Consider the following 20,966-nt stretch of genomic DNA (forward strand, 5'->3'; position numbering starts at 1 on the left):
GAGGCGTCGTGCGTCCGCAGGAGCGGACCGGGACCCTACGGGGCAGGAACGAAACCCTCCGCACGCACCGCCCAATGCGGCGGAAACCCGGGATGCGGGCGCTGCGGGCCGTCGTCCCAGCCCCCGGCCATGAGGGCGACGGCAGCGAGCAGGCCACCGTTGCCGGGCAGGTACAGCGGCAGCGAGTCCGACTGCCGGTTGTGCCCGTTGACCAGCACCTGGTTCTTCGTGGTCCGGGTGAGGAGGAAGTCCACGGCATCGTCGGGCATTCCCAGGCGGGCCGCGGTCATGGCGAGCACGGGGTAGTCCCAGCCCCAGGTGCTGCCCAGATCCCATCGCGCCAGCACATCCTGGAGCGTCGCCCGCATGACGTGCGGATCCACTCGCGACGTCTCCGGCAGCACGCCGAGCGCGCAGAGCATCGAGGGGTGGTCCTCGTAGATCGTCCACGGGTCGCCCTCGATCGCCGGATACAGTCCGTCGCGGACCACCGGCGCGATGATGCCGTCTCGGACCTCGATCCAGGCCCGCGGCACCTCCACGCCGAGCCGGGCGTTCCAGGCGCAGGCGACGTCGAGCGCCCAGTGCCAGTAGACGAGCTCGAACGCCGGGTTGCGCACGGCGCGGCGCACATCGGCGTAGCTCTCCTGCGCGGGGATGAGCGGGGAGGGGAGCTCGTAGCCGCGCTCGGTGCGCTCCGGATAGGAGGCCATGAAGTCGGCCGTCTCCGTGACGATCTCGTGGAGCTCGGTGAGCACGTCCGGCACTCCGCCGGCCCGGCGCAGGAGCTCGGCCAGGTAGATCGGGTGGGGCTGCTGCCAGATCAGGAAGGGGCCGATCCCGCTGGGCGTCTCCTCCCCCTCCGGGCCGACCTGCTTCGGCCATCGTGCCCCGTCGTATCCCTGCAGGGCGGCCATCTCGCGGGCTCGAGGCAGGATCGAGCGGTACCACCCCATGCTCCGGTGCAGCAGCTCCGGCCTGCCCCACATCGGGAAGTGCGCGGCGTGCCACCAGTGCATCTCCAGGTGCGACTTCCCGCGCCACGAGTTGCACACCAGACCGGTCTCCTGCGGCGGCATCCGCCCGGAGCAGTTGACCGCGGTCAGGTACTGGGACAGCACCACTCGCCGTTCGAGCTCGTGGGCGCGAGGGTCATCGACATCTCCCAGGTCGAGCGCTGCTCCCGAATCCCAGAACGTGCGCCAGTGCGCGGTGCTGCGGCGGCGGACGGTCTCGACATCCGGCAGCGGCTGGGTCGGCGCGGAGGCGCCGGGGGAGAACTCCACGACGATCTCGGCGACCGGGCCCTGCGCCGTGAGGCGGAATTCGTGGTCACCGGCAGCGTCGAGACGGGCGCCGGACTCGGGACGGGCGTGCTCCCCTCCGGTGTCCTCGGGGCGCCCGTCCTGGCCGCGTTCGTCGTGAGGCTCGTCGGCCCGGAGCCTGGCCTGATACGTGGTCGCGTCGAGCTCACGAGCCAGCACCCAGTCACCCTGGCCCACCGGGGTGCAGGTGGTGCGGTGCCGCTCCGGGGCGGTCCAGTCCTGGGCGTTGTGCCAGTCCTGGCTCCCGTAGCTGAAGGCGAGGCCGACGGCGAGGCGGTTCCCGAGGCCCGCGGACCGGATCCGCAGCGCCAGCAGGTCGCAGTGAGGATCGCAGAGTGTCTCCACCTCCACGGGGATACCGGCGATCTCCACCAGACTGTGGATGCTCCCGGTCAGCAGGGATAGCTGCTGACGGACCGTGCGGACGTCAGCGTCGTGGAGAGGCTTGCCGTCCAGCAGGAACCCGATCCTGCCCAGATCGAGCCGATGCGGATTCCCGCGCAGCAACCGGTCCCGGTCGCTCTCCCCGTCGTGGTGCCCGCCCTGCAGGTCCACGTACGGCACGGATCCGTGCGGGGCGTCATAGGCGGTCAGAGCATCGCGCCACGAGTACCTCGCGGCCTCGGGCATGCTGTGCCACCCCCAGGTCGACTGCGTGCCCAGCAACGTCCCCGGTGGGCCCGACGATTCGCGCGGCGCCACGGGGTACGCCCCGGGGAGGGACTGCAGCCCGGTCACATCGACCGTGACGGCGAAGTCGCCGTTCCCGACGGTCAGCGGTGCGGCGGGGTCGAGCTCGGTGAGCACGACGTCGTGGCGGCCGACGACGGCGCGACGGTCGATCGGCCGGGCAGGGCCGGTGGACGACGGGTTGCTCGGCTGCATGCCTGGACCATACGTCAGAGGAAAGCGGTTGACACTCCGCATGGAACGATTCAGAATTCATGGGCCTGCGACGAAGGAGTCTTGATGCCCGCTGCTGCGGAACCGGTCCGACCCGACCTCGACACCCTGCTGACCACCACGGACGCCCGCAGCCCCTCCCGCTGCTGCTTCCTGCTCCACGTGCGCCCCGAGCGGCTGGCCGAGTACGTCGAGGTCCACCAGCGGGTGTGGGAGGAGATGCGCGAGGCTCTCACCGCGGCCGGGTGGCGCAACTACTCCCTGTTCCTGCGGCCGGAGGACGGCATGGTCGTCGGATACTTCGAGGCCGACGACGTCGACGCCGCCCAGGACGCCATCGCCCGCACCGACGTGGCCGCCCGCTGGGAGGAGACGATGAGGGAGTACTTCGCCCCCGGCGGCGGCGACAAGCAGGTCCTCCCGCAGTACTTCTACCTGCCCTGACGCCTGTCGCAGGCGCCGCGGCGACCACCCGCGACCCCCTGGGATCCCGGCCCGAAGACCCGGGCTCCCGCCCCGAGCACTCGAAGGAGAGACATGCCGGATGACGACCGAGCCGCGACGGACGTCGCCGGGCCCCGGCCCGGAACCGTCCACGGCTGGAAGGCGACGATCGCCGTGGCGATGTCGAACTACATCGAAGCCGGTTCCATCATCGCCCTGGCCACCAGCCTCACCCTGTGGCAGGAGTTCTTCGGCTTCTCCGACTGGACCGTCGGCCTGGTCGCCGCGCTGTCGGCCAACGCGTTCGGCGCCGCGATCGGTGCCGCGATCGGTGGTCCGCTCGGTGACCGCTACGGCCGGAAGTTCATCTACACCTATGACCTGGTGCTCTACATGGTCGGCACCCTGCTGGTCGTGTTCGCCACCCAGGCATGGATGCTCGTGGTGGGCGTGGTCCTGACCGGCATCGCCGTCGGCGCCGGGGTCCCCGTCGCCTGGACCTACATCGCCGAGCAGGCGCCCCGGCTGCGGCGCGCACGGCACGTGGGCACCGCCCAGCTCGCCTGGTCGCTGGGCCCTGCGGTGGTGTTCGCGATCGCCACCGCGCTGGTCCCCCTCGGTGTGCTCGGAACCCGGATCGTCTTCGCCCACCTCTTCGTGATCGCCCTGGTCACCTGGTGGGTGCGGCGCGGCCTGGCGGAATCGACGATCTGGACGGCGCAGAAGGACGATCGCGACGCGGCCACCTCGCGGGGCGAGACCGTGCGGCACCGGGGGCTGCGCGAGCTCCTCTCCCACCCCCGCAACGTCAAGGCGCTGCTGTTCCTCATCGGCGTCTACACCCTGTGGAACACCGTGGCCGGCCAGATGGGCATCTTCATGCCCCGGGTGTATCAGTCGGCCGGCGTCGAGAACCCCGCGAACCAGAACCTGCTGCAGGTGCTGCTGTGGACCATGACGGTCGTGGCCACCTACTTCGGGTTCATGCTGCTGGGGGACAGGATCGACCGGCGCCTGCTGTACGGCATCGGCGCCGCGCTGGGGATCATCGCCTGGGTTCTGCTGGTCTTCACCCACGTCACGATGCCTTTGCTGATCATGTTCGCCGTGATCTGGGGCGTCTCCGCCGGCATCGGCGCCCAGGCGTTCTATGCCCTGTGGACGGCCGAGATGTTCGCGACGCCCTACCGCGCCAGCGCCCAGGGCGTGCTGTTCTTCATCGCCCGCATCGCCGTGGGACTGCTGAGCTACTTCTTCCCGACGCTGCTGGCGCTGCAGGGCGTGGCATTCGTCGGCACGATCATGATCGTGCTGCTGGTCGGCTCGCTGCTGATCGGGGTGATCGGGGCGCCGGACACGCGCGGCAAGAGCCTCGAGCAGATCGAGGAAGAACGCTACGGAGCGCGGGTCCAGCCATGAGAATGCCCAGTGAGGCGCGGGCCGCGCAGCGTCCCGCCGAGAGGAGACAGCGACTGTGAACACCACGTCGACGCAGGTCATCAACCGCAACGGAGCCTGGTGCTGGTTCCAGGACGAACGCGCCCTGGTCGATGCCGAGAAGGGGGTCCTGGTCGTCGGCTCGGTCGCCTCCGGCGGCGGCGAGCACGGCCACCGGCGCAAGGGAGACGTGGATCTGACAGTCGTGGACCTGGCCTCCGGGCGGGCCGACGTCGTCACTCTGCACCCCGGCCTGGAGGCCGATGACCACAACGCCCCCGCGCTGTTCCACCGGCCCGACGGTCGCTGGCTCGCCGTCTACACCCGGCACAAGAGCGACCCCTTCACCCGCTGGCGGGTGAGCGCCCCGGGCGACCCCACCACGTGGGGTGAGGAGCGGACCTTCGACTGGAGCGAGCACACCGCGGGCGGCGGCGTCACGTACTCCAACTTGCGCGAGGTCGACGGCCGCCTGTACTGCTTCGCCCGGGCCGTGAACGACGATCCCTGCGCCCTGGTCTCCACCGACCACGGAGAGAGCTGGCAGTACGCGGGCCGGCTCGTCGGCCGCCCCAAGATCGGCTACGTCAACGGCTACGCCCGCTACGCGGACGGCCAGCGCGGCCTGCACCTCCTGGTCACCGACCACCACCCGCGCGACCACGACAACTCGATCTACCACGGCTATCTCTCCGGCGGCCGGCTCCACGACAGCCGGGGCCGCGCGCTGGAGTCCCCGCTGCTGAGCGAGCCCGCACCGGATCAGGCGCTGCTGACCACGGTCCTGGAGGCCGGCACCGAGCTCGGCGGCGCACGCCTCGGCCACGCGTGGACCACAGACCTCCGCGAGGCCGACGGGACGCTCGCGGCCGTGATGACGGCCCGCGCCGACCACGTGGCAGCGCCCGACGGCTCGGATCTCGGCCGCAACGTCGAGGTCCCCGACCTGCGGTTCGTCTACGCCCGCCTCGGGGCCGACGGGACCTGGGGCACCTCGCCGCTGGCCAAGGCAGGCCCCGGACTGCTGCCTCACGAGCAGGACTACACCGGCCTGGCCGCGATCGATCCCTACGACGTCGATACCGTCGTCATCTCCACGCCCATCGACCCGCGCGATGACGCCCGCCTCGCCCGGCGCGAGCTGTTCGAGGGACGCACCGAGGACGAGGGCCGCAGCTGGCGATGGACCCCGCTCACCCAGGACTCCGAGGTCGACAACCTGCGCCCGATCATCGCCCCCGGCGACCCGGAGACCACGCGTCTGCTGTGGTTCCGCGGCGACATGCGCTCCTCACAGGACTACGACTGCGAGATCGCCCTGCGCAGCACGCCACGGCGCCGCGCGAGGTCCGAGGAATCGGCTCCCGCCGCGGAGACCGCCACCTCGGAGGCCGCCACCTCGGAGGCCGCCACCGCGGAGACCGCTACCGCGGAGACGGCCATGGTCGCGCGACTCAGCACGCTGCGCGGCCACGCCACCTGGGACGAGGCCGGGCAGGACGCCCAGCGCGCCTGGGAGGCCCCGTACGGGCCCGCCGAGCAGTGGCCGCTCACCGTGGAGGACCGCCTGCTGCCCGGGCCGCACGGTCGGGTGCCGGTGCGGCTGTACACCCCGCAGGCCCCGGCCACCGGCCCACGCCCCTGCCTGGTGTGGCTGCACGGCGGTGCCTTCGTCCACGGTGACCTCGACATGCCCGAGGGCGACCACGTGGCGCGCGGCGTCGCGGGCCGGGCCGACGCGGTCGTGGTCTCCGTCGACTACCGCCTGTGCGATCAGCCCGACGGCACGCCCGCGCGAGGGTTCCCCGACGGTCCCGGCCACGTCCATGCCCCGATCCCCCTGGACGATGCGTGCGCGGCCATGGCGTGGGTGCGGAAGAACGCGGAGAGCCTCGGCATCGACCCGGCCCGGATCGCGATCGGCGGTGCCAGCGCGGGCGGTGCCCTGGCCGCGGCCGGGTCGCTTCGGCTGGCCGAGGAGGGCGCACCACCGGCGGCGTCCCTGCTGATGTACCCGGTGGCGCATCCGCTGATGCCGGAGGCGACCCCCGAGGAGGCCGAGGCGCTCGCCGCCACGCCGGAGATGCTCAGGTTCCCGCCCGAGCGGATGCGGGAGATGTCCGAGAACTATCTCGGCGGGCCGCTGCCGGAGGCGAGCCCGTACGAGTTCCCAGGACTGGCGAGCCGCGAGCAGCTGGCCGTGCTGCCCCGCACTTACCTCGAGGCCGACGAGTTCGACGACCTGCGCCTCAGCGCCCGCCGCTATGCCGAGCAGCTGCGCGAGGCCGGGGTCGACGTCGAGTACGTCGTCTGTCGCGGCGTCTCCCACGGGCATCTGAACAAGGTGGGCCTGCCGCAGGCCTTCGCCTCGATGGACACGATGGCGAAGCTGCTTGGCGAACTCTGAGTGCGGCGGGGCCGCTCGCTCTCACTCCCGGATCACAGCCACCCAGCTGACCTGGATGTCCGGTGACCGTGTCGGATGCAGGGTCAGCGTGATCGCTCCGGAGGCGTCGGGCCGGATCCCGGTGTACGCCGCCGCCTCCGCGGTGCCGGTGAACAACCGCTGCGTCTCGGTGACCTCGCCGTTGACGCGCACCTCGGCGGCTCGGTTCGCCCACGGCCAGGGGTCGTAGTAGCCGACGTGGACCGCATAGCTCGCCTCGTCGAGGTTTCCGAACCGGTAGGTGAGGTCATCGTGATCGGTCCCGTAGCGCAGTGAGCGGTCCATCGAGTCCGTCGCGCTGCCCGAGGACTGCGAGCGACCCTCATAGCCCCACCGGGCGCCGGTGCCGGGATCCGTGCCGAAGGGCTGATCCGCCGCCGAGTTCCGCAGCGGTCGGCCCGACGCCTCCTGGCGCAGTGCGAGGTAGTCGCTGGTCTCCGCCCCGCCGGCGTTGACCAGGTAGGCGATGTGGTGGGGAGCAACCAGCACCAGCCGGCGCAGCGTCAGGCCCTCGGGCCCCGCCAGGGTGCCGGTGACTTCGACCTGCCCGGGGCGGTCGAGCTCGGCCTGCCAGCTCACGTGGCGCGTCTCCGCAGCGCTCCCGTCAATGTGCAGTCGTGCGGTGCGCGGCAGGCGCTCGGTCTGGCCGAAGCGGACGGAGGCCGGCATTCGCGCCTCGACGGTGTAGACGGGCTGGGCAGGCTGATCCTCCCAGCTCCAGCTCTCCTCCCAGAGGATCGAGGTCTCGGTGCCCTCGCCGAAGCGCATGGGCAGCCACACGTAGGGGGAGCCGGCGAGGTCGGAGGGCGTCCAGCGGTCGCCCATGTAGATATAGACGCCGCGCTCGGGGTCGACAGGGATGACGCAGGTGCTCTGCGAGCCGTACGTGTCCGACGCTCCCTCACCGCTGATGGGGCTGCCGTGATCGGTCCACTCGCCGAGGATCTCCGTGGCCGTGGCGTACTGGGCCGGGTTCGGGTCCCAGCCCGTCGCGCCCGACGTGATCAGGTAGTACGTGCCCGCGCGCTTGAACAGGGCGGGCGCCTCGCGGTGGGCGCCGATGTAGGGCCGGGTGAAGTCCACGCCCTTGACCGCGTCCTCCGGGCCGGTGGCCAGGTACGTGAACTCCTCGTCGAGCCGGGAGATGAACAGCGAGTAGTTCTCCTCGCTGGAGTAGATGATGTACGCCGTGCCGTCGTCGTCGAGGAACAGGTTCATGTCCCGCGCCATCCCCGGGTTGTCCGGCTGGTAGTTCTCCTCGCCCTCGGGAGCGACGTGCAGACGGTAGCTGTCGATCCACCGGAACGGCCCGGTGGGGGAGTCGGCCACGGCCACACCCGCCCGCGCCTTGGCGTACTGCGCGTTGGACGTCTCGGACGGCCCGTCGGCGTGAACCCACATCACCCACGTCCCCCGAACCTCGTTGCGCAGGACCTTGGGTCGCTCGAGGATCGCGGGGTTCGCCTCGGTGTCGGGATCGTTGACCGTGACCAGGTCGCGGATCACCGCGGCCTTCTCGTCGTCGGTGTAGTCCCCGTACAGCGCGGTGAAGTACGGGTCGCTCTCGAGCTGGTCGGCGTGGTCGAGGGCGCGCAGCGCCAGCCCTTCGTCCTCCCAGGAGTACAGGTCGCGAGAGGAGTACACGTGGATGCCGGGACTGTCGTGGTACCCGTTCGAGCGGTCCTCGCCGTACCAGTAGTACAAGGGTCCCTCGGCGTCCGCGGTGACCAGCACCTGGCCACCGTGAGCCTGGATGATCTCGCCATCGGTGTCCTGCCACGGCTCGCCCGGGGAGAAGGAGCCCGCCGGATCCGGGGAGGGATCCTCGGCCCAGGCGGCGGTGGTGGCCAGGCCGGCCAGCGGTGCGGCGAGCAGAGCGCCGGTCAGGACGCGGCGGCGGGGAAGAGGTGTGGAGCGGTGCGGCACGGAGGACTCCTCGTCGAGTCGTGTCATTCGCCGGAAAGCGTTTTACCGTGCTCCACGGTAGCGCAGCGGAGCGGTGCCGTGGGCTGGAACCACGAGATCGATAGCGGTGGAGCCGGGAGCGACGTCGGTCTTCCCTCAGGCCCCCAGCAGGCGCTCGACGTAAGCGTTCGTGAACTTCCGGCCCGGATCGAGCCGGTCGCGCAGGGCGAGGAAGTCCGGCAGGCGCGGGTACTGCGCCCGCACGGTCTCAGGATCCAGGGTGAACACCTTGCCCCAGTGCGGGCGCGGTGCGAACGGGGCCAGGCGCTCCTCGATCTCCGGGAGCAGCGCGTCCACCTCTGCCGGCAGCTGCTTCCACGTGAAGTGCACGCACGCGCTGTCGCGCTGGTAGGCGGGGGAGAGCCAGAGCTCGTCGGCCGCGACGGTGCGCACCTCCGAGGCGTGCAGCAGAGGACGGATCCGCTCACCCAGCTCCGTCACGGCGGCCAGTGCCTCGCCCACCTGCTCGCGCGGGATGAGGTACTCCGACTGGATTTCCTCCCCGTTGCTCGGGGTGAACTCGAGCCGGAAATGGGGCAGGCGTTCATGGGACGGGCCGGGTTCGCCGGTCTGGTCGGTGGTGAAGTCCGCCGGCATGCCCGGCAGCGGGTGGACGGCCTCCAGGGCGCGCCGGCCACCGAGCCACGCATCGGGCAGTGGATCCTCGACGGCGGCGGACTGCTTGACCCAGGCCTGGGCGATGCGGCCGTCCCAGTGGTGGAACAGGCTCACGCTGTACCCGCCGGCGAGCATGGCCAGCAGATCCGCCGAGCCCATCCGGTCCGCGGGGAAGTCCAGGTGGACGCTCTGGCGCACCTCGAACGCGGGCACCAGGTCGAGGGTCAGGTGCGTGGTGATGCCGAGCGAGCCGAGGGCGAGGATCACCCCGCCGAAGATCTCCGGGTCCCGCTCGCGGGTGAGCTCGAGCAGGTCGCCGTCGGCCGTGACCATCTCGATCGACCGCACCGAGGCCGCCAGCGCGCGGTTGCCGTCGCCGGAGCCGTGGGTGCCGGTCGCGCTGGCCCCCGCCACCGAGATGTGGGGGAGCGAGCCCATGTTCGCCAGCGCCCACCCGGCCTCGGCCGCTGCCAGGGCCAGCTCGCCGTAGCGGACGCCGGCGCCGACGCGCGCGGTGCCGGCCGCGGAGTCGATGTCGATGTCCGCGGGCAGCTGCGCCAGGGTCACCAGGTCCGCGTCGCTCGCCGCGATCGCGGAGAAGGAGTGCCGTGTGCCCAGCGCCCGGATCCGCGGGGACGAGGTCACGAGCTCCCGGAGCTCCTCGAGCGATCTCGGGGCGTGCAGCGGGCCGGGACCGTAGTCGATGGTCCCCGACCAGCTCGAGCCAGGGGCCGTGAAGACCGGCTCGTGCCGGGGCTCGGGAGAGGTCATGCGCGCCACCTCGTCGTGTCGCCGGGCTGGCTCAGAAGCCCTGGCCGAGGCGGTAGAAGACCTGGTTGGTGCGCAGCTCCTGGGCGAAGGAGCGCACGGTCGTCTCCTCGTCGATGACGGCGAGCTCGAGGTCGCCGATCTGGGCGAGGTCCTGCCAGGTCTCCAGGTCCACGGCGTTGCTCATCACGGTGTGGTGGGCGGCGCCGGCGGTCAGCCAGCACTCGGCGGAGGTCGCGAAGTCCGGCGCGGGCTCCCACACGGCGCAGGCGACCGGCAGGTTCGGCAGCGCCTCGTCGGGCTCGACGACGTCGACGACGTTGGCGATCAGGCGGAAGCGCTCGCGCATGTCGCTCATGGCCACCACGACGGCCGGGCCGGCGTCGGCCGTGAACTTCAGCCGCACCGGGTCCTCGCGGTCGCCGATGCCGAGCGGATGGATCTCCAGCGACGGCGTCGACGTGGTCAGCGAGGGGGAGACCTCGAGCATGTGCGCGCCGAGGATCTTCTCCTTGCCGGGGTTGAGCTCGTAGGTGTAGTCCTCCATGAGGGAGGCGCCGCCGGGCAGGCCGTAGCCCATCACAGCGGCCACGCGCACCAGGATCGCGGTCTTCCAGTCGCCCTCGGCGCCGAAGCCGTACCCGTCGGCCATGAGGCGCTGGACCGCCAGGCCCGGCAGCTGCCGCAGCCCGCCGAGGTCCTCGAAGTTCGTGGTGAACGCGCCGAAACCGCCGGATTCGAGGAACGAGCGCAGCCCCAGCTCCTGGCGGGCGCCGTAGCGCAGCGACTCGTGGCGCTCGCCGTCGGGGCGCAGCTCGGGGGCGAGGTCGTAGAGCTCCTCGTACTCGGCCACCAGGGCGTCGATCGCGGAGTCCTCGATGCCGTCGACGACCTCGACCAGATCGTTGACGCCCCAGGTGTTCACGGAGACGCCCAGGCGCAGCTCGGCCTCGGTCTTGTCGCCCTCGGTGACGGCGACGCCGCGCATGTTGTCCCCGAAACGGGCGAGCTTCAGCGAGTGCATCTCGGCCCAGCCGGTGGCGGCGCGGGCCCAGCGGCCCACCTTCGCCTGCACCGACGGATCGCTCGCGTGGCCGACGACGGTCTTGCGGTTCACGCCCAGGCGGGTGGCGATGTAGCCGAACTCGCGGTCGCCGTGGGCGGCCTGGTTGAGGTTCATGAAGTCCATGTCGATGCTGGACCAGGGCAGTTCGACGTTGGCCTGGGTGTGCAGGTGCAGCAGCGGTGTGCGCAGCGCGTCCAGACCCTGGATCCACATCTTGGCCGGGGAGAACGTGTGCATCCAGGCGATGACGCCGACGCAGGCGGGATCGGCGTTGGCGGCCAGGGCGACCTCGCGGATCGCGTCGCGGTCGGTCAGCACCGGCTTCCAGACGATCTTGACGGGGATGTCCCCGGCGGCGTCGAGGGTCTCGGCGATGGTGCGGGACTGGTCGGCGACCTGGTCGAGCGTCTCCGGGCCGTACAGGCCCTGGCTGCCGGTGAGGAACCAGATCTCGCGGGTCTCGAAGGGGTTGTCCACAGTGACTCCTCCAGGGAGAGGTAAAGGGGGTGGTGCGGATGCGCGCGGCGCGGGTACGCCGCAGAACAGGCTGCACCGCCGGGTGACCTCTCTAGGGTGAACGTTCACATCGCGGGAGTCAAGCGGTGCGGGGCAAGCCCTGCTGGTCTGGGGCGCCGTACGCCGATCGAGTCGCGAGTTATATGCGTTAACCGGCCCTGAAGTGCCGATAACTCGCGACTCGACCACCGGACCCGGACCTGACCGCAGCTCCGGCCCCGCCACCTGAGCACAGAAGGAGGCCGGCCCGAGTGGGCCGGCCTCCTTCATGCGCGAGACGTGGGGGAGTCGGCGTGCACGCCCGGCGGGCGGAACCGCGAGGGCGCCGCTGCGGGCCTCACGCCGACGTCATGTCACTCCGTGTCGGCGTCCGCCTCGCGGGACGTCGGGGCGGAGCCGCCGCGACCGCCCTCGGGCCGGCCGCCGCTGCGGCGGGCGAAGGCTCCGCGAGTGCGTTCCAGGCGGTAGTCGATGCGGTCGTCGACGATCGACTCCAGCTCGCCGCTCTCGGCCAGGGAGGAGTTCACCTCTCCGGTCAGATGCGTGGTCAGGACCTCCAGGCGACGGATGCGCGCGTGCTCGGTGAGCACGGCGTGGTCGATGCCCAGCGCCTTGATCAGGGCCACGCACATCAGGATCAGGATGATGCTGAACGGCAGCGCGGTGATCAGCGAACCGGCCTGCAGCGCTTCGAGACCGCCCGAGAGAAGCAGGGCGATGGCCAGGAAGCCCTCGAGCAGCGCCCACAGGACGCGGGACCACACCGGCGGGTTCGGGTGGCCGCCGGAGGCCAGCATGTCCACCACCAGCGACCCGGAGTCCGAGGAGGTGATGAAGAAGATCGCGACCAGGATGATGGCCAGGATCGAGAGCAGGCCGGTCAGCGGGAAGCCCTCGAAGATCCGGAACATGGATGCCTCAGCGGTGACGTCCCCGAGGTCACCGGCACCGAACCACTGGCGGAACAGGCCGTTGCCGCCCCAGATGGAGAACCAGATCATGCCGACGAGCGAGGGGACCAGCAGCACGCCGGCGACGAACTCGCGCACGGTGCGGCCCTTGGAGATGCGGGCGATGAAGACGCCGACGAAGGGTGCCCAGGCGATCCACCAGCCCCAGTAGAACAGGGTGTTGCCGGAGAACCAGGACTGCGCCTCCTCGGAGCGGTTGTACGCGCCGACGTCGAGGGTCATGTGGAAGATGTTGGCGAAGTAGAAGCCCAGCGACTCGACGAAGTTCTGCGCCAGGAAGACGGTGGGCCCGAACACGAGCGCCACGATCATCAGCAGACCGGCCAGCGACAGGTTGATGTTCGAGAGCCACTTGATGCCGACGCCGACGCCGCTGACCACGGACAGCGTGGCCAGGAAGCTGATGATGACGATCAGCACGATGAGGAAGCCGTCGCCGGCGCCCTGGACCAGGCCGATCGCGTCGAGGCCGGCGGCGATCTGCTGGACGCCGAGGCCGAGGGACGTGGCGATGCCGAAGACGGTGCCGAAGATGGCCAGGACGTCGATGACGTCGCCGACCCAGCCCTTGACCCGCTCGCCGAAGATGGGCTCGAGCGCCCAGCGGATGGAGACGGGACGGCCGCGGCGGTGGATCGCGTAGGCCAGGGCGAGGCCGATGATGGCGTACACGGCCCAGGGGTGCAGGCCCCAGTGCATGAAGGTCTGGGCCATGGCCAGACCGGAGAGCTCGACGCCCTCACCCTCCCAGGTGGGCTTGACGTTGTTGGTGGTGTAGCCCAGCGGTTCGGCGACGCCGTAGAAGACCAGGCCGATGCCCATGCCGGCCGCGAACAGCATCGCGAACCAGGAGAAAAGGGGGAACTCGGGCTCGTCGTCGTCGCGGCCCAGGCGGATCCCGCCGTAGGGGGTGATGGCCAGGATGATCGAGAAGACGACGAACAGGCCGATGATGAGCATGTAGTACCAGCCCAGATCCGCCACGATCCAGCCCTGGACGCCGGCCATCACCGTGTCGGTGGTGGCCGGGAACAGGACCGCCAGCAGCGCCACGGCCAGGATGATGATCAGCGCCGGCCAGAACACGGCGGGGGCGATGGTGCCCTTGCCGATGCGGGCACCCTGACGGCGCAGCTTCTCCGTGATCGCCTCATCGCTGTCGTCGTCGGCGATCTGGAGGCTGCGGGGCAGGTGCACGGTCTCCGGCAGGTCCTCCGGCCACGCGGTCGGGTCGGACGCCGGCGAAGGGTCGCCTCCGCCTGCTTGGTTCTCGGGGGCGCTCATGTCCATCCGTTCTCTCGAGGTCAGTTACCGGCCCAGCTTGGTCAGTTCCCAGTCGATCTTCAACCCTGAAACGGGCAGGCGTGCTATAAGCGGTGCGCGACCAGTGCAGGTCACGCGGCAGATCAGGGCGAGGTGCGGGTCGCTCGCCCGTCGAGCATGTCACACGCCGGGCGGATTCAGCACGGGATGAACGGACCTCGGCCCCACCGCAGTCCGGGTGGTCGGGCCCGGATAGGCGTGTCTCGGGACACAGGCGCCCGGTGGCGGCGCAACCACCCGGGACGGGGTGACGTCGACTCTCAGCGCTGGCCGTAGACGTTCTGGTAACGGTCGTAGAGAGCGTCGATGATGGCCGGCTCGATGGGCAGCGGATCGCCGAGCTGCATCGAGACGTGCACCGTGCGCGCGACCTCTTCGCACATCACGGCGGCCTTGACGGCATCGCGCGCGTCCTTGCCGATCGTGAAGGGGCCGTGGTTCTGCATCAGCACCGCGCGGGAGCGGGAGCCGCGGAGCGTCTCGACGATGCCGCGGCCGATGGAGTCGTCCCCGATCACGGCGAAGGGGCCGACGGGGATCGGGCCGCCGAACTCGTCGCCCATCATCGTCAGCACGCAGGGGATCTCCTGGCCGCGGGCGGCCCAGGCGGTGGCATAGGTGGAATGGGTGTGGACCACGCCGCCCACCTCGTCCATGTGCTCGTACACGTAGGCGTGCGCCGCGGTGTCCGACGAGGGCACCAGGGTCTCCGGGGTGCCGTCGTCGATCTTCGCGCCGTCCAGCGTGCACACGACCATGTTCTCCGGGGCCAGCTCGTCGTAGGAGACCCCTGACGGCTTGATGACGAACAGCCCCGGCACGTCGGGGCCGGTGGCGGCGACGCGCTCGGAGACGTTGCCGGCGGTCCAGACCACCAGTTCGTTCCGGGGCAGCTCGGCGTGCAGGGCCGCGACGCGCTCGCGGGCGGCGGCCACCGCGTCCTGGGTGGGCTGCGGCAGTTCGGTGAGGGTCAGCGGCACGGGGACTCCTTGGTCAGAGGCGGTCGGATGGGAACGGGACGGGGCGCTCAGTCGAGGACCTCGCCGGCCAGTCGCTCGACCTGCAGGCCGGTGCGGTAGCCGGCCAGCCACTTCGCGTGACCGGCCATGCCGTCGGGGTCCGGGTCCAGCGTCGAGAGCTCCTGGGAGGCGAAGACATGCGTGGCCAGGAAGTCGTGGAGGGATTCCTGGTCCCGCCCCGCGGCAGTGTGCGCGGTGTGGGCGGCCAGCAGCGCCATTCCCCAGGCTCCGCCCTCGCCGGCGGACTCGCCGATGGCCACCGGGGTGGCGATCGCGTCGGCGAGGACCTGCTGGGCCACGCCCTGGGTGCGGAAGATGCCGCCGTGGGCGTACATCACGTCCAGCTGCACGCCCTCGTCCTTCAGCAGCGCCTCCATGCCCACCGCGAGCGCCCCGAAAGCGCCGTAGAGCTGGGAGCGCATGAAGTTCTCCAGGGTGAAGCGGGCTTCCTGTTCCCGCACGAGCAGGGGCCGTCCCGAGGGGACGCCTGTCTGGTGCTCGCCGGAGACGTAGTTGTAGGACAGCACGCCGCCGGCGTCGGGATCGCCCTGGCCGCCGGCGCCGAACAGTGCGCCGAAGAGTTCCTCCGGGCCGACGGGGTGGCCGGTCAGCTCGGCGAAGCGCGAGAACAGCCCCAGCCAGGCGTCGAGGTCGGTGGTGCAGTTGTTGGTGTGGATCATCGCCACCGGATCGCCCGACGGCGTGGTGACAAGGTCGATCTCCTCGCGCGGGCCGGACAGCGGCCCCTCCAGCACCACCATCGCGAAGGCGCTGGTGCCGGCGCTGACGTTGCCGGTGCGGGGTTCGATCGCGTGCGTGGCGACCATGCCGGTGCCGGCGTCGCCCTCCGGGGGAGCGGCGACGGCCCCGGGCTGCAGCGAGCCGGAGGGGTCCAGCAGGCCGGCCCCCTCGACGGTCAGGGAGCCGGCGTCCTGCCCGGCCACGAGCACCTCGGGGAGGATGTCGGGCAGGGACCACGGCAACTCCGTCACGCCGTCGAGGGCTGCGAACCGCTCCAGCTGCTCGGGGTCGAAGCGGTCCCCCGAGGCGGCGATCGGGAACATGCCGCTGGCATCGCCCACGCCGAGCGCCTTGCGGCCGGTGAGCTGCCAATGCACGTATCCGGCCAACGTCGTCAGGAAGTCGATCCGCGGCACGTGGTCCTCGCCGTGCATCACCGCGTGCATCAGGTGGGCGACGCTCCAGCGCAGCGGGATGTTCAGCTCGAAGGTGCGGCTGAGCAGCGCTGCGGCGTCGGCCGTGTAGGTGTTGCGCCAGGTGCGGAACGGGGCCAGCTGCTCGCCGTCGGCGTCGAAGGGGAGGTAGCCGTGCATCATCGCGGAGATTCCGATGCTCGCCAGTCGGGTGAGCTCGATGTCGTGGCGTTCGCGCACGTCCCGCGCGAGGTCGGCGTAGCAGGCGCGGATGCCGTCCCAGGTGGCATCGAGGGAGTACGTCCAGCTGCCGTCGACGAGCTCGTTCTCCCACGCGTGCGAGCCGGTGCCGATCACTGCGCCGGCATCGTCGACCAGGGCGGCCTTGATGCGGGTCGATCCCAGCTCGAGTCCGAGGTGGGCGCGGCCGTCGGCGATGAGGGCGGCGGGGCTCGCGGCGGAGCTGGGGGTGTGGTGTGCTGAGGACACGGCGTCGTGCGTCATGGCACCAGCCAACCAGCCCCAGCACGCGGTGTCAACGTTCACATCCGGTGTGTCCCTTAGGCGTCTCCGGCCGCCGCGGGATGACTCGCGGCAGCGGTCGGGGCTCTCAGTGGGTGCGCTCGGCGCCGGTGGAGCGCCGCACCACCAGCCGCGGCGGCAGGGTGCAGGGGGTGCCGGCGGGCACGTCCTCGCCGTCGAGGAGATCCAGCAATCGGCCCAGGGCCACTCGTCCCAGTTCGGCGAAGGGCTGGGAGACCGTGGTCAGGGACGGGATCAGGAATTCGGCCCCGAGGGTGTTGTCGAATCCGACGACCGCGACGTCCTCGGGAACGCGCAGCCGGTGCTCGTGCAGGGCATGCAGGACGCCGATGGCCATCATGTCGTTGGCGGCGAAGATCGCGTCCGGCAGGCCGCGCGCGATCAGAGCGGTCGTCAGGTCGTAGCCCGAGCGGGGCGTCCAGTCCCCGGGGCCGACGATCTCGCCGTCGAGGTCATGCTGCTCGAGCGCCAGGTCGAAGCCGTCGCGGCGGGCACGGGCGTCGAACCAGTCCGCGGGGCCCGCGGCGTGGACCACCGAACGGGCACCGGTCCCGGCGAGGTGCTCGACGATCTGCATCGCGCCGAGCTGCTGATCGACCCCCACCACGCGCACGTCCGGCACTCGGGGCGCCTGCGCCGAGACCGCCAGGACGGGGGTGTGGCGGGCCACCGCGGCCACGGCGGGGACCATCGCCTCATGGGCGGCCACCACCAGGATCCCGTCGGCCCCGGAGCCCACCAGCTCGGCGCCGACGGAGCGGTCCTCGGCATCGCCGGCGCCGACGGTCGTCAGCAGCACCGAGTATCCGGCTTCGCGGGCGGCGGTCTCGATCGCCGTAGTGGTCTCGGCCGGGCCGAAGAGGGAGGACCCGTCGGTGAGCACCCCGATGAGGGAGGAGCGCGTGGTCTTCAGGGCTCGCGCGGCGCGATTGCGGGTGTACCCGAGCGCGGCGATCCCCTCTTCCACCCGGGACCTGGTCTCCGGGCGGACGATCTCCGGCTCGTTGAGCACTCGGGAGACGGTCTGGTACGAGACGCCGGCGCGTGCGGCGACGTCGGCCATCGAGGGGCGGCGGGCCGGGGTGGTCATCCTCGTTCCTTCCGTCCGGCGGGTTCTGTCTGCGGGCCTGCCCGCGGGGCTCTGCGGGCTCCGGCCTGCGAGCTCTGGCTCACGGGGCCACGGCCGAGGGGGACGACGGCCGGTATGCGCCGGTCGCCGGCCATCGCGGACCCGGTCGGAGGTTCGTCCACCATGACGTCCGCCGTGATGTGAACGTTAGCATCCGGCGCCCCGGTGGCGCACTCGAACCGCGACGCCGAGGCGTCGGCGTCGGCGCGGAGGGGAGGTCCGCATGCAGACGGCGGCTGTCGGTCCGCCCCGACCCGGCCGCTGACCAGCGGAAAGGGCATTCCCTGCGCCGTCGGCCGGGTCGTTGCCGAGTTGTGACCGCAGCGGTCACTGTCTTCCTTGACATCTGCTTGAATGTGAACGTTAGCATTCGAGACGTTCCGCACCGCACCGGGTCGGAACGCATCGAGCACGGGCCCGTCCGGGGCCCGCACAGTCCCCGCCGACGACAGGTCGGCGTCTCCGGTCGGCGAAGTCGCCTGCCGGGGTGGTCGCATGGCAGCGGCCCCGGGGCGAACCCACCTGCTGCAGGTTGCAGACGGCGATTTCGAGGAGGAAACACCATGCACAACCGGAGAAGCTTCATGCTGGGAGCTGCGGGCAGTGCGGCCGCGCTCACCCTGGCGGCCTGCGGCGGAGAGGGCGCCGGTTCCGGCGGTCCCGACCCCGAGGCGGACCCCAGTGACCTGACCGTCGGCGTCGCGATGCCGACCCAGACCTACGAGCGCTGGGTCAAGGACGGCGACAACATCAAGGCGGGCCTGGAGGACAAGGGCTACACCGTCGACATGCAGTACGCCGACGACGACATCCCCACCCAGCAGCAGCAGATCGACCAGATGATCACCTCGGGCGTCGCCGCTCTGCTCGTCGCCTCGATCGACGGCGCCTCCCTGTCGGCCCAGCTGGACGCCGCCGCGTCGGCCGGTATCCCGGTCATCGCCTATGACCGCCTGCTGACCGACAGTGAGAACGTCGACTTCTACGTCACCTTCGACAACTACGAGGTGGGGGTCAACCAGGCCAATGCCCTGCTGTACGGGCTCGGCTTCCTGGATCAGGAGTTCAACGAGGCCCCGGAGGCCCCGGAGGGACCGCTGAACGTCGAGCTGTTCGCCGGGTCGCTCGACGACAACAACGCCCACCTGTTCTGGCAGGGCGCCATCGACACCCTCCAGCCCTACTTCGACGACGGCCGGCTCGTCGTCCCGTCCGGCCAGATGGACATCGAGCAGGCCGCCACCCAGCGCTGGGAGCAGGAGACCGCCCAGACTCGCATGGAGAACCTGCTGACCACGCACTACAACGGCGGCGAGGAGCTGGACGGTGTGCTCGCCCCGGCCGACCCGCTCTCCCGCGGCATCATCAACGCGCTGCAGAACGCCGGCCTCGGCCCCACCATCGAGGAGGGTCTGCCCGTGGTGACCGGGCAGGACGCCGAGATCGCCTCGATCAAGCTGATCGCCGACGGCGTCCAGCACTCGACGATCTTCAAGGACACCCGCGATCTCGCCGAGCAGGCCATCGTCGCCGCCGAGGCGTTCCTGAAGGGCGAGCAGCCCGAGGCCAACGACACCGAGACCTATGACAACGGGGTGAAGGTCGTGCCGTCGTACCTGCTCGAGGTGCAGATGGTCCTCGCCGAGAACTACGAGGAGATCATGGTCGACTCCGGGTACTACACCGAGGAGCAGGTCGAATCCGGCCAGCTCTGAGCCGGCCACCACTGGAGCACTGAGGCGAGGGTCCGGCCATGCCCACCGGCAGGCCGGGCCCTCCCGCCCGAAGGAGGGCCCATTGAACGATCACATCCTCGAGATGCGGTCCATCACCAAGCGATTCCCCGGCGTCACCGCCCTCAAGGATGTGTCCCTGACGGTGCACGAGGGCGAGATCCACGCCATCTGCGGCGAGAACGGCGCTGGCAAGTCCACCCTGATGAAGGTGCTCTCCGGTGTCGAGCCGGCCGGCACCTATGACGGCGAGATCCACTTCCGGGGCCGCCCCGTCAGCTTCTCCTCGGTCAACGACTCCGAGGCCGAGGGCATCGTGATCATCCATCAGGAGCTCGCCCTGGTGCCCCACCTGTCCGTCGCCGAGAACATCTTCCTGGGCAACGAGCAGGCCAGGGGCGGGATCGTCAGCTGGCACGAGACCAACGCGCGCGCCGCCGAACTGCTGGCGCGCGTAGGCCTGGACGAGAACCCGGTGACGCCCGTCGGCAACCTCGGCGTGGGCAAGCAGCAGCTGGTCGAGATCGCCAAGGCGCTCTCGAAGAACGTCCGCCTGCTGATCCTCGACGAGCCGACGGCCGCACTGAACGACGACGACTCCGAGCACCTGCTGGGTCTCATCCGCGGCCTGCGGGACGAAGGCGTGACCAGCATCATCATCTCCCACAAGCTGGGGGAGATTGCGGCGATCGCCGACTCCACGACGGTCATCCGTGACGGCTCGACCATCGAGACGATCGACATGCGCGTCGCCGAGGACCAGCAGACCACGCTGATCCCGCGCCTGATCAAGGGGATGGTGGGCCGCGACATGGACCACCTCTTCCCCGAGCGCCACGCCGAGATCGGCGAGGAGATCTTCCGGATCGAGGACTGGCACGTCACCCATCCCACCCAGCCAGGACGCACCGTCGTCGACGGGGCGTCGCTGAACGTCCGCGCGGGCGAGGTGGTCGGCATCGCCGGCCTCATGGGAGCCGGCCGCACCGAGCTCGCGATGAGCGTGTTCGGCCACTCCTACGGCCGGGACATCTCGGGCACGGCCTACATGCACGGCAAGCCCGTGCGGATGCGCTCGGTCGCCGACGCGATCGATCAGGGCATCGCCTACGTCTCCGAGGACCGCAAGCAGTACGGACTGAACCTGATCCAGGACATCCGCACCAACGTCACCGCGGCGGGGCTGGGCAAGGTCAGCAGGGGCGGCTGGATCGACTCCAACCAGGAGATCGCGGTCGCCGAGAAGTACCGCTCCTCGCTGAACATCAAGACGCCGACGGTCCTGTCCCTGGTCGGCAAGCTCTCCGGCGGCAACCAGCAGAAGGTGGTGCTCAGCAAGTGGCTGTTCACCGAGCCCGAGCTACTGATCCTCGACGAGCCCACCCGCGGCGTCGACGTCGGCGCGAAGTACGAGATCTACACGATCATCAATCAGCTCGCCGAGGCCGGCAAGGCCATCATCGTCATCTCGTCGGAGCTGCCCGAAGTCATGGGCCTCTCCGACCGCATCTACACACTGTCCGTGGGCCGGATCACCGGTGAGATCCCCGCCCAGGACGCCACGCAGGAGCGCCTCATGGAGCTCATGACCATGGAGAGGGAGTGA

General features: G+C 70.6%; 13 protein-coding genes. 5 read left to right on the forward strand and 8 right to left on the reverse strand.

What is annotated here, in order from left to right; all coding sequences use genetic code 11:
* Positions 1–35 precede the first annotated feature (35 nt).
* On the reverse strand, positions 36–2,210 hold the full coding sequence (locus tag ACFQS2_RS10195; protein ID WP_377793641.1) for a hypothetical protein: 2,175 nt from the start codon (positions 2,208–2,210) through the stop codon (positions 36–38).
* Between the two features lie 84 nt (positions 2,211–2,294).
* Here ACFQS2_RS10195 and ACFQS2_RS10200 point away from each other — a divergent pair, with 84 nt between their 5' ends.
* From ACFQS2_RS10200 to ACFQS2_RS10210, 3 genes are all read left to right on the forward strand, one after another.
* Positions 2,295–2,672: an L-rhamnose mutarotase gene (locus tag ACFQS2_RS10200; RefSeq protein ID WP_377018457.1), complete on the forward strand. Its 378-nt coding sequence runs from the start codon at positions 2,295–2,297 to the stop codon at positions 2,670–2,672.
* Positions 2,673–2,765: 93 nt separating this feature from the next.
* Entirely contained in the window at positions 2,766–4,091 is a 1,326-nt protein-coding gene (locus ACFQS2_RS10205) for an MFS transporter (protein WP_377793642.1), read from the forward strand.
* Between the two features lie 55 nt (positions 4,092–4,146).
* Complete coding sequence (locus ACFQS2_RS10210) at positions 4,147–6,516, forward strand: alpha/beta hydrolase fold domain-containing protein (RefSeq protein ID WP_377018459.1); 2,370 nt, start codon at positions 4,147–4,149, stop codon at positions 6,514–6,516.
* A 21-nt stretch (positions 6,517–6,537) separates the two neighbouring features.
* On the opposite strand, the gene ACFQS2_RS10215 is transcribed toward ACFQS2_RS10210, so the two are convergent.
* The 7 genes from ACFQS2_RS10215 to ACFQS2_RS10245 all read right to left on the reverse strand — a co-directional run bounded on the left by ACFQS2_RS10215 (position 6,538) and on the right by ACFQS2_RS10245 (position 17,588).
* The gene (locus ACFQS2_RS10215) at positions 6,538–8,508 is read right to left on the reverse strand and encodes a glycoside hydrolase family 43 protein (protein WP_377018460.1); all 1,971 of its coding nucleotides are present in this window, start codon (positions 8,506–8,508) and stop codon (positions 6,538–6,540) included.
* A 108-nt stretch (positions 8,509–8,616) separates the two neighbouring features.
* The gene (locus tag ACFQS2_RS10220; RefSeq protein ID WP_377018461.1) at positions 8,617–9,909 is read right to left on the reverse strand and encodes a D-arabinono-1,4-lactone oxidase; all 1,293 of its coding nucleotides are present in this window, start codon (positions 9,907–9,909) and stop codon (positions 8,617–8,619) included.
* Positions 9,910–9,940: 31 nt separating this feature from the next.
* Positions 9,941–11,449, reverse strand: coding sequence for an L-arabinose isomerase (gene araA, locus ACFQS2_RS10225; protein WP_377793643.1), 1,509 nt, complete (start codon positions 11,447–11,449; stop codon positions 9,941–9,943).
* 392 nt (positions 11,450–11,841) lie between these two features.
* The gene (locus tag ACFQS2_RS10230) at positions 11,842–13,743 is read right to left on the reverse strand and encodes a BCCT family transporter (RefSeq protein ID WP_377018464.1); all 1,902 of its coding nucleotides are present in this window, start codon (positions 13,741–13,743) and stop codon (positions 11,842–11,844) included.
* A 299-nt stretch (positions 13,744–14,042) separates the two neighbouring features.
* Complete coding sequence (locus ACFQS2_RS10235) at positions 14,043–14,762, reverse strand: L-ribulose-5-phosphate 4-epimerase (RefSeq protein ID WP_377793644.1); 720 nt, start codon at positions 14,760–14,762, stop codon at positions 14,043–14,045.
* 47 nt (positions 14,763–14,809) lie between these two features.
* Positions 14,810–16,459 (reverse strand): xylulokinase, encoded by a 1,650-nt coding sequence (locus ACFQS2_RS10240; RefSeq protein ID WP_377793645.1) that lies wholly within the window; start codon positions 16,457–16,459, stop codon positions 14,810–14,812.
* Positions 16,460–16,565: 106 nt separating this feature from the next.
* On the reverse strand, positions 16,566–17,588 hold the full coding sequence (locus ACFQS2_RS10245; protein WP_377793646.1) for a LacI family DNA-binding transcriptional regulator: 1,023 nt from the start codon (positions 17,586–17,588) through the stop codon (positions 16,566–16,568).
* A gap of 602 nt (positions 17,589–18,190) precedes the next feature.
* Between ACFQS2_RS10245 and chvE the strand changes: the two genes are divergently transcribed.
* On the forward strand, positions 18,191–19,342 hold the full coding sequence (gene chvE, locus ACFQS2_RS10250; protein ID WP_377793648.1) for a multiple monosaccharide ABC transporter substrate-binding protein: 1,152 nt from the start codon (positions 18,191–18,193) through the stop codon (positions 19,340–19,342).
* Between the two features lie 82 nt (positions 19,343–19,424).
* On the forward strand, positions 19,425–20,966 hold the full coding sequence (gene mmsA / locus ACFQS2_RS10255) for a multiple monosaccharide ABC transporter ATP-binding protein (protein WP_377793650.1): 1,542 nt from the start codon (positions 19,425–19,427) through the stop codon (positions 20,964–20,966).

The organism is Brachybacterium sp. GCM10030267, from assembly GCF_042666875.1.
Classification (GTDB): Bacteria; Actinomycetota; Actinomycetes; order Actinomycetales; family Dermabacteraceae; genus Brachybacterium.

Coding starts and splice junctions, on each gene's coding strand:
- ACFQS2_RS10195 (WP_377793641.1), bottom strand. CDS start 2,210: ATGCAGCCGAGCAACCCGTCGTCCACCGGCCCTGCCCGGCCGATCGAC.
- ACFQS2_RS10200 (WP_377018457.1), top strand. CDS start 2,295: ATGCCCGCTGCTGCGGAACCGGTCCGACCCGACCTCGACACCCTGCTG.
- ACFQS2_RS10205 (WP_377793642.1), top strand. CDS start 2,766: ATGCCGGATGACGACCGAGCCGCGACGGACGTCGCCGGGCCCCGGCCC.
- ACFQS2_RS10215 (WP_377018460.1), bottom strand. CDS start 8,508: ATGACACGACTCGACGAGGAGTCCTCCGTGCCGCACCGCTCCACACCT.
- ACFQS2_RS10220 (WP_377018461.1), bottom strand. CDS start 9,909: ATGACCTCTCCCGAGCCCCGGCACGAGCCGGTCTTCACGGCCCCTGGC.
- ACFQS2_RS10230 (WP_377018464.1), bottom strand. CDS start 13,743: ATGAGCGCCCCCGAGAACCAAGCAGGCGGAGGCGACCCTTCGCCGGCG.
- ACFQS2_RS10240 (WP_377793645.1), bottom strand. CDS start 16,459: ATGACGCACGACGCCGTGTCCTCAGCACACCACACCCCCAGCTCCGCC.
- ACFQS2_RS10245 (WP_377793646.1), bottom strand. CDS start 17,588: ATGACCACCCCGGCCCGCCGCCCCTCGATGGCCGACGTCGCCGCACGC.
- chvE (WP_377793648.1), top strand. CDS start 18,191: ATGCACAACCGGAGAAGCTTCATGCTGGGAGCTGCGGGCAGTGCGGCC.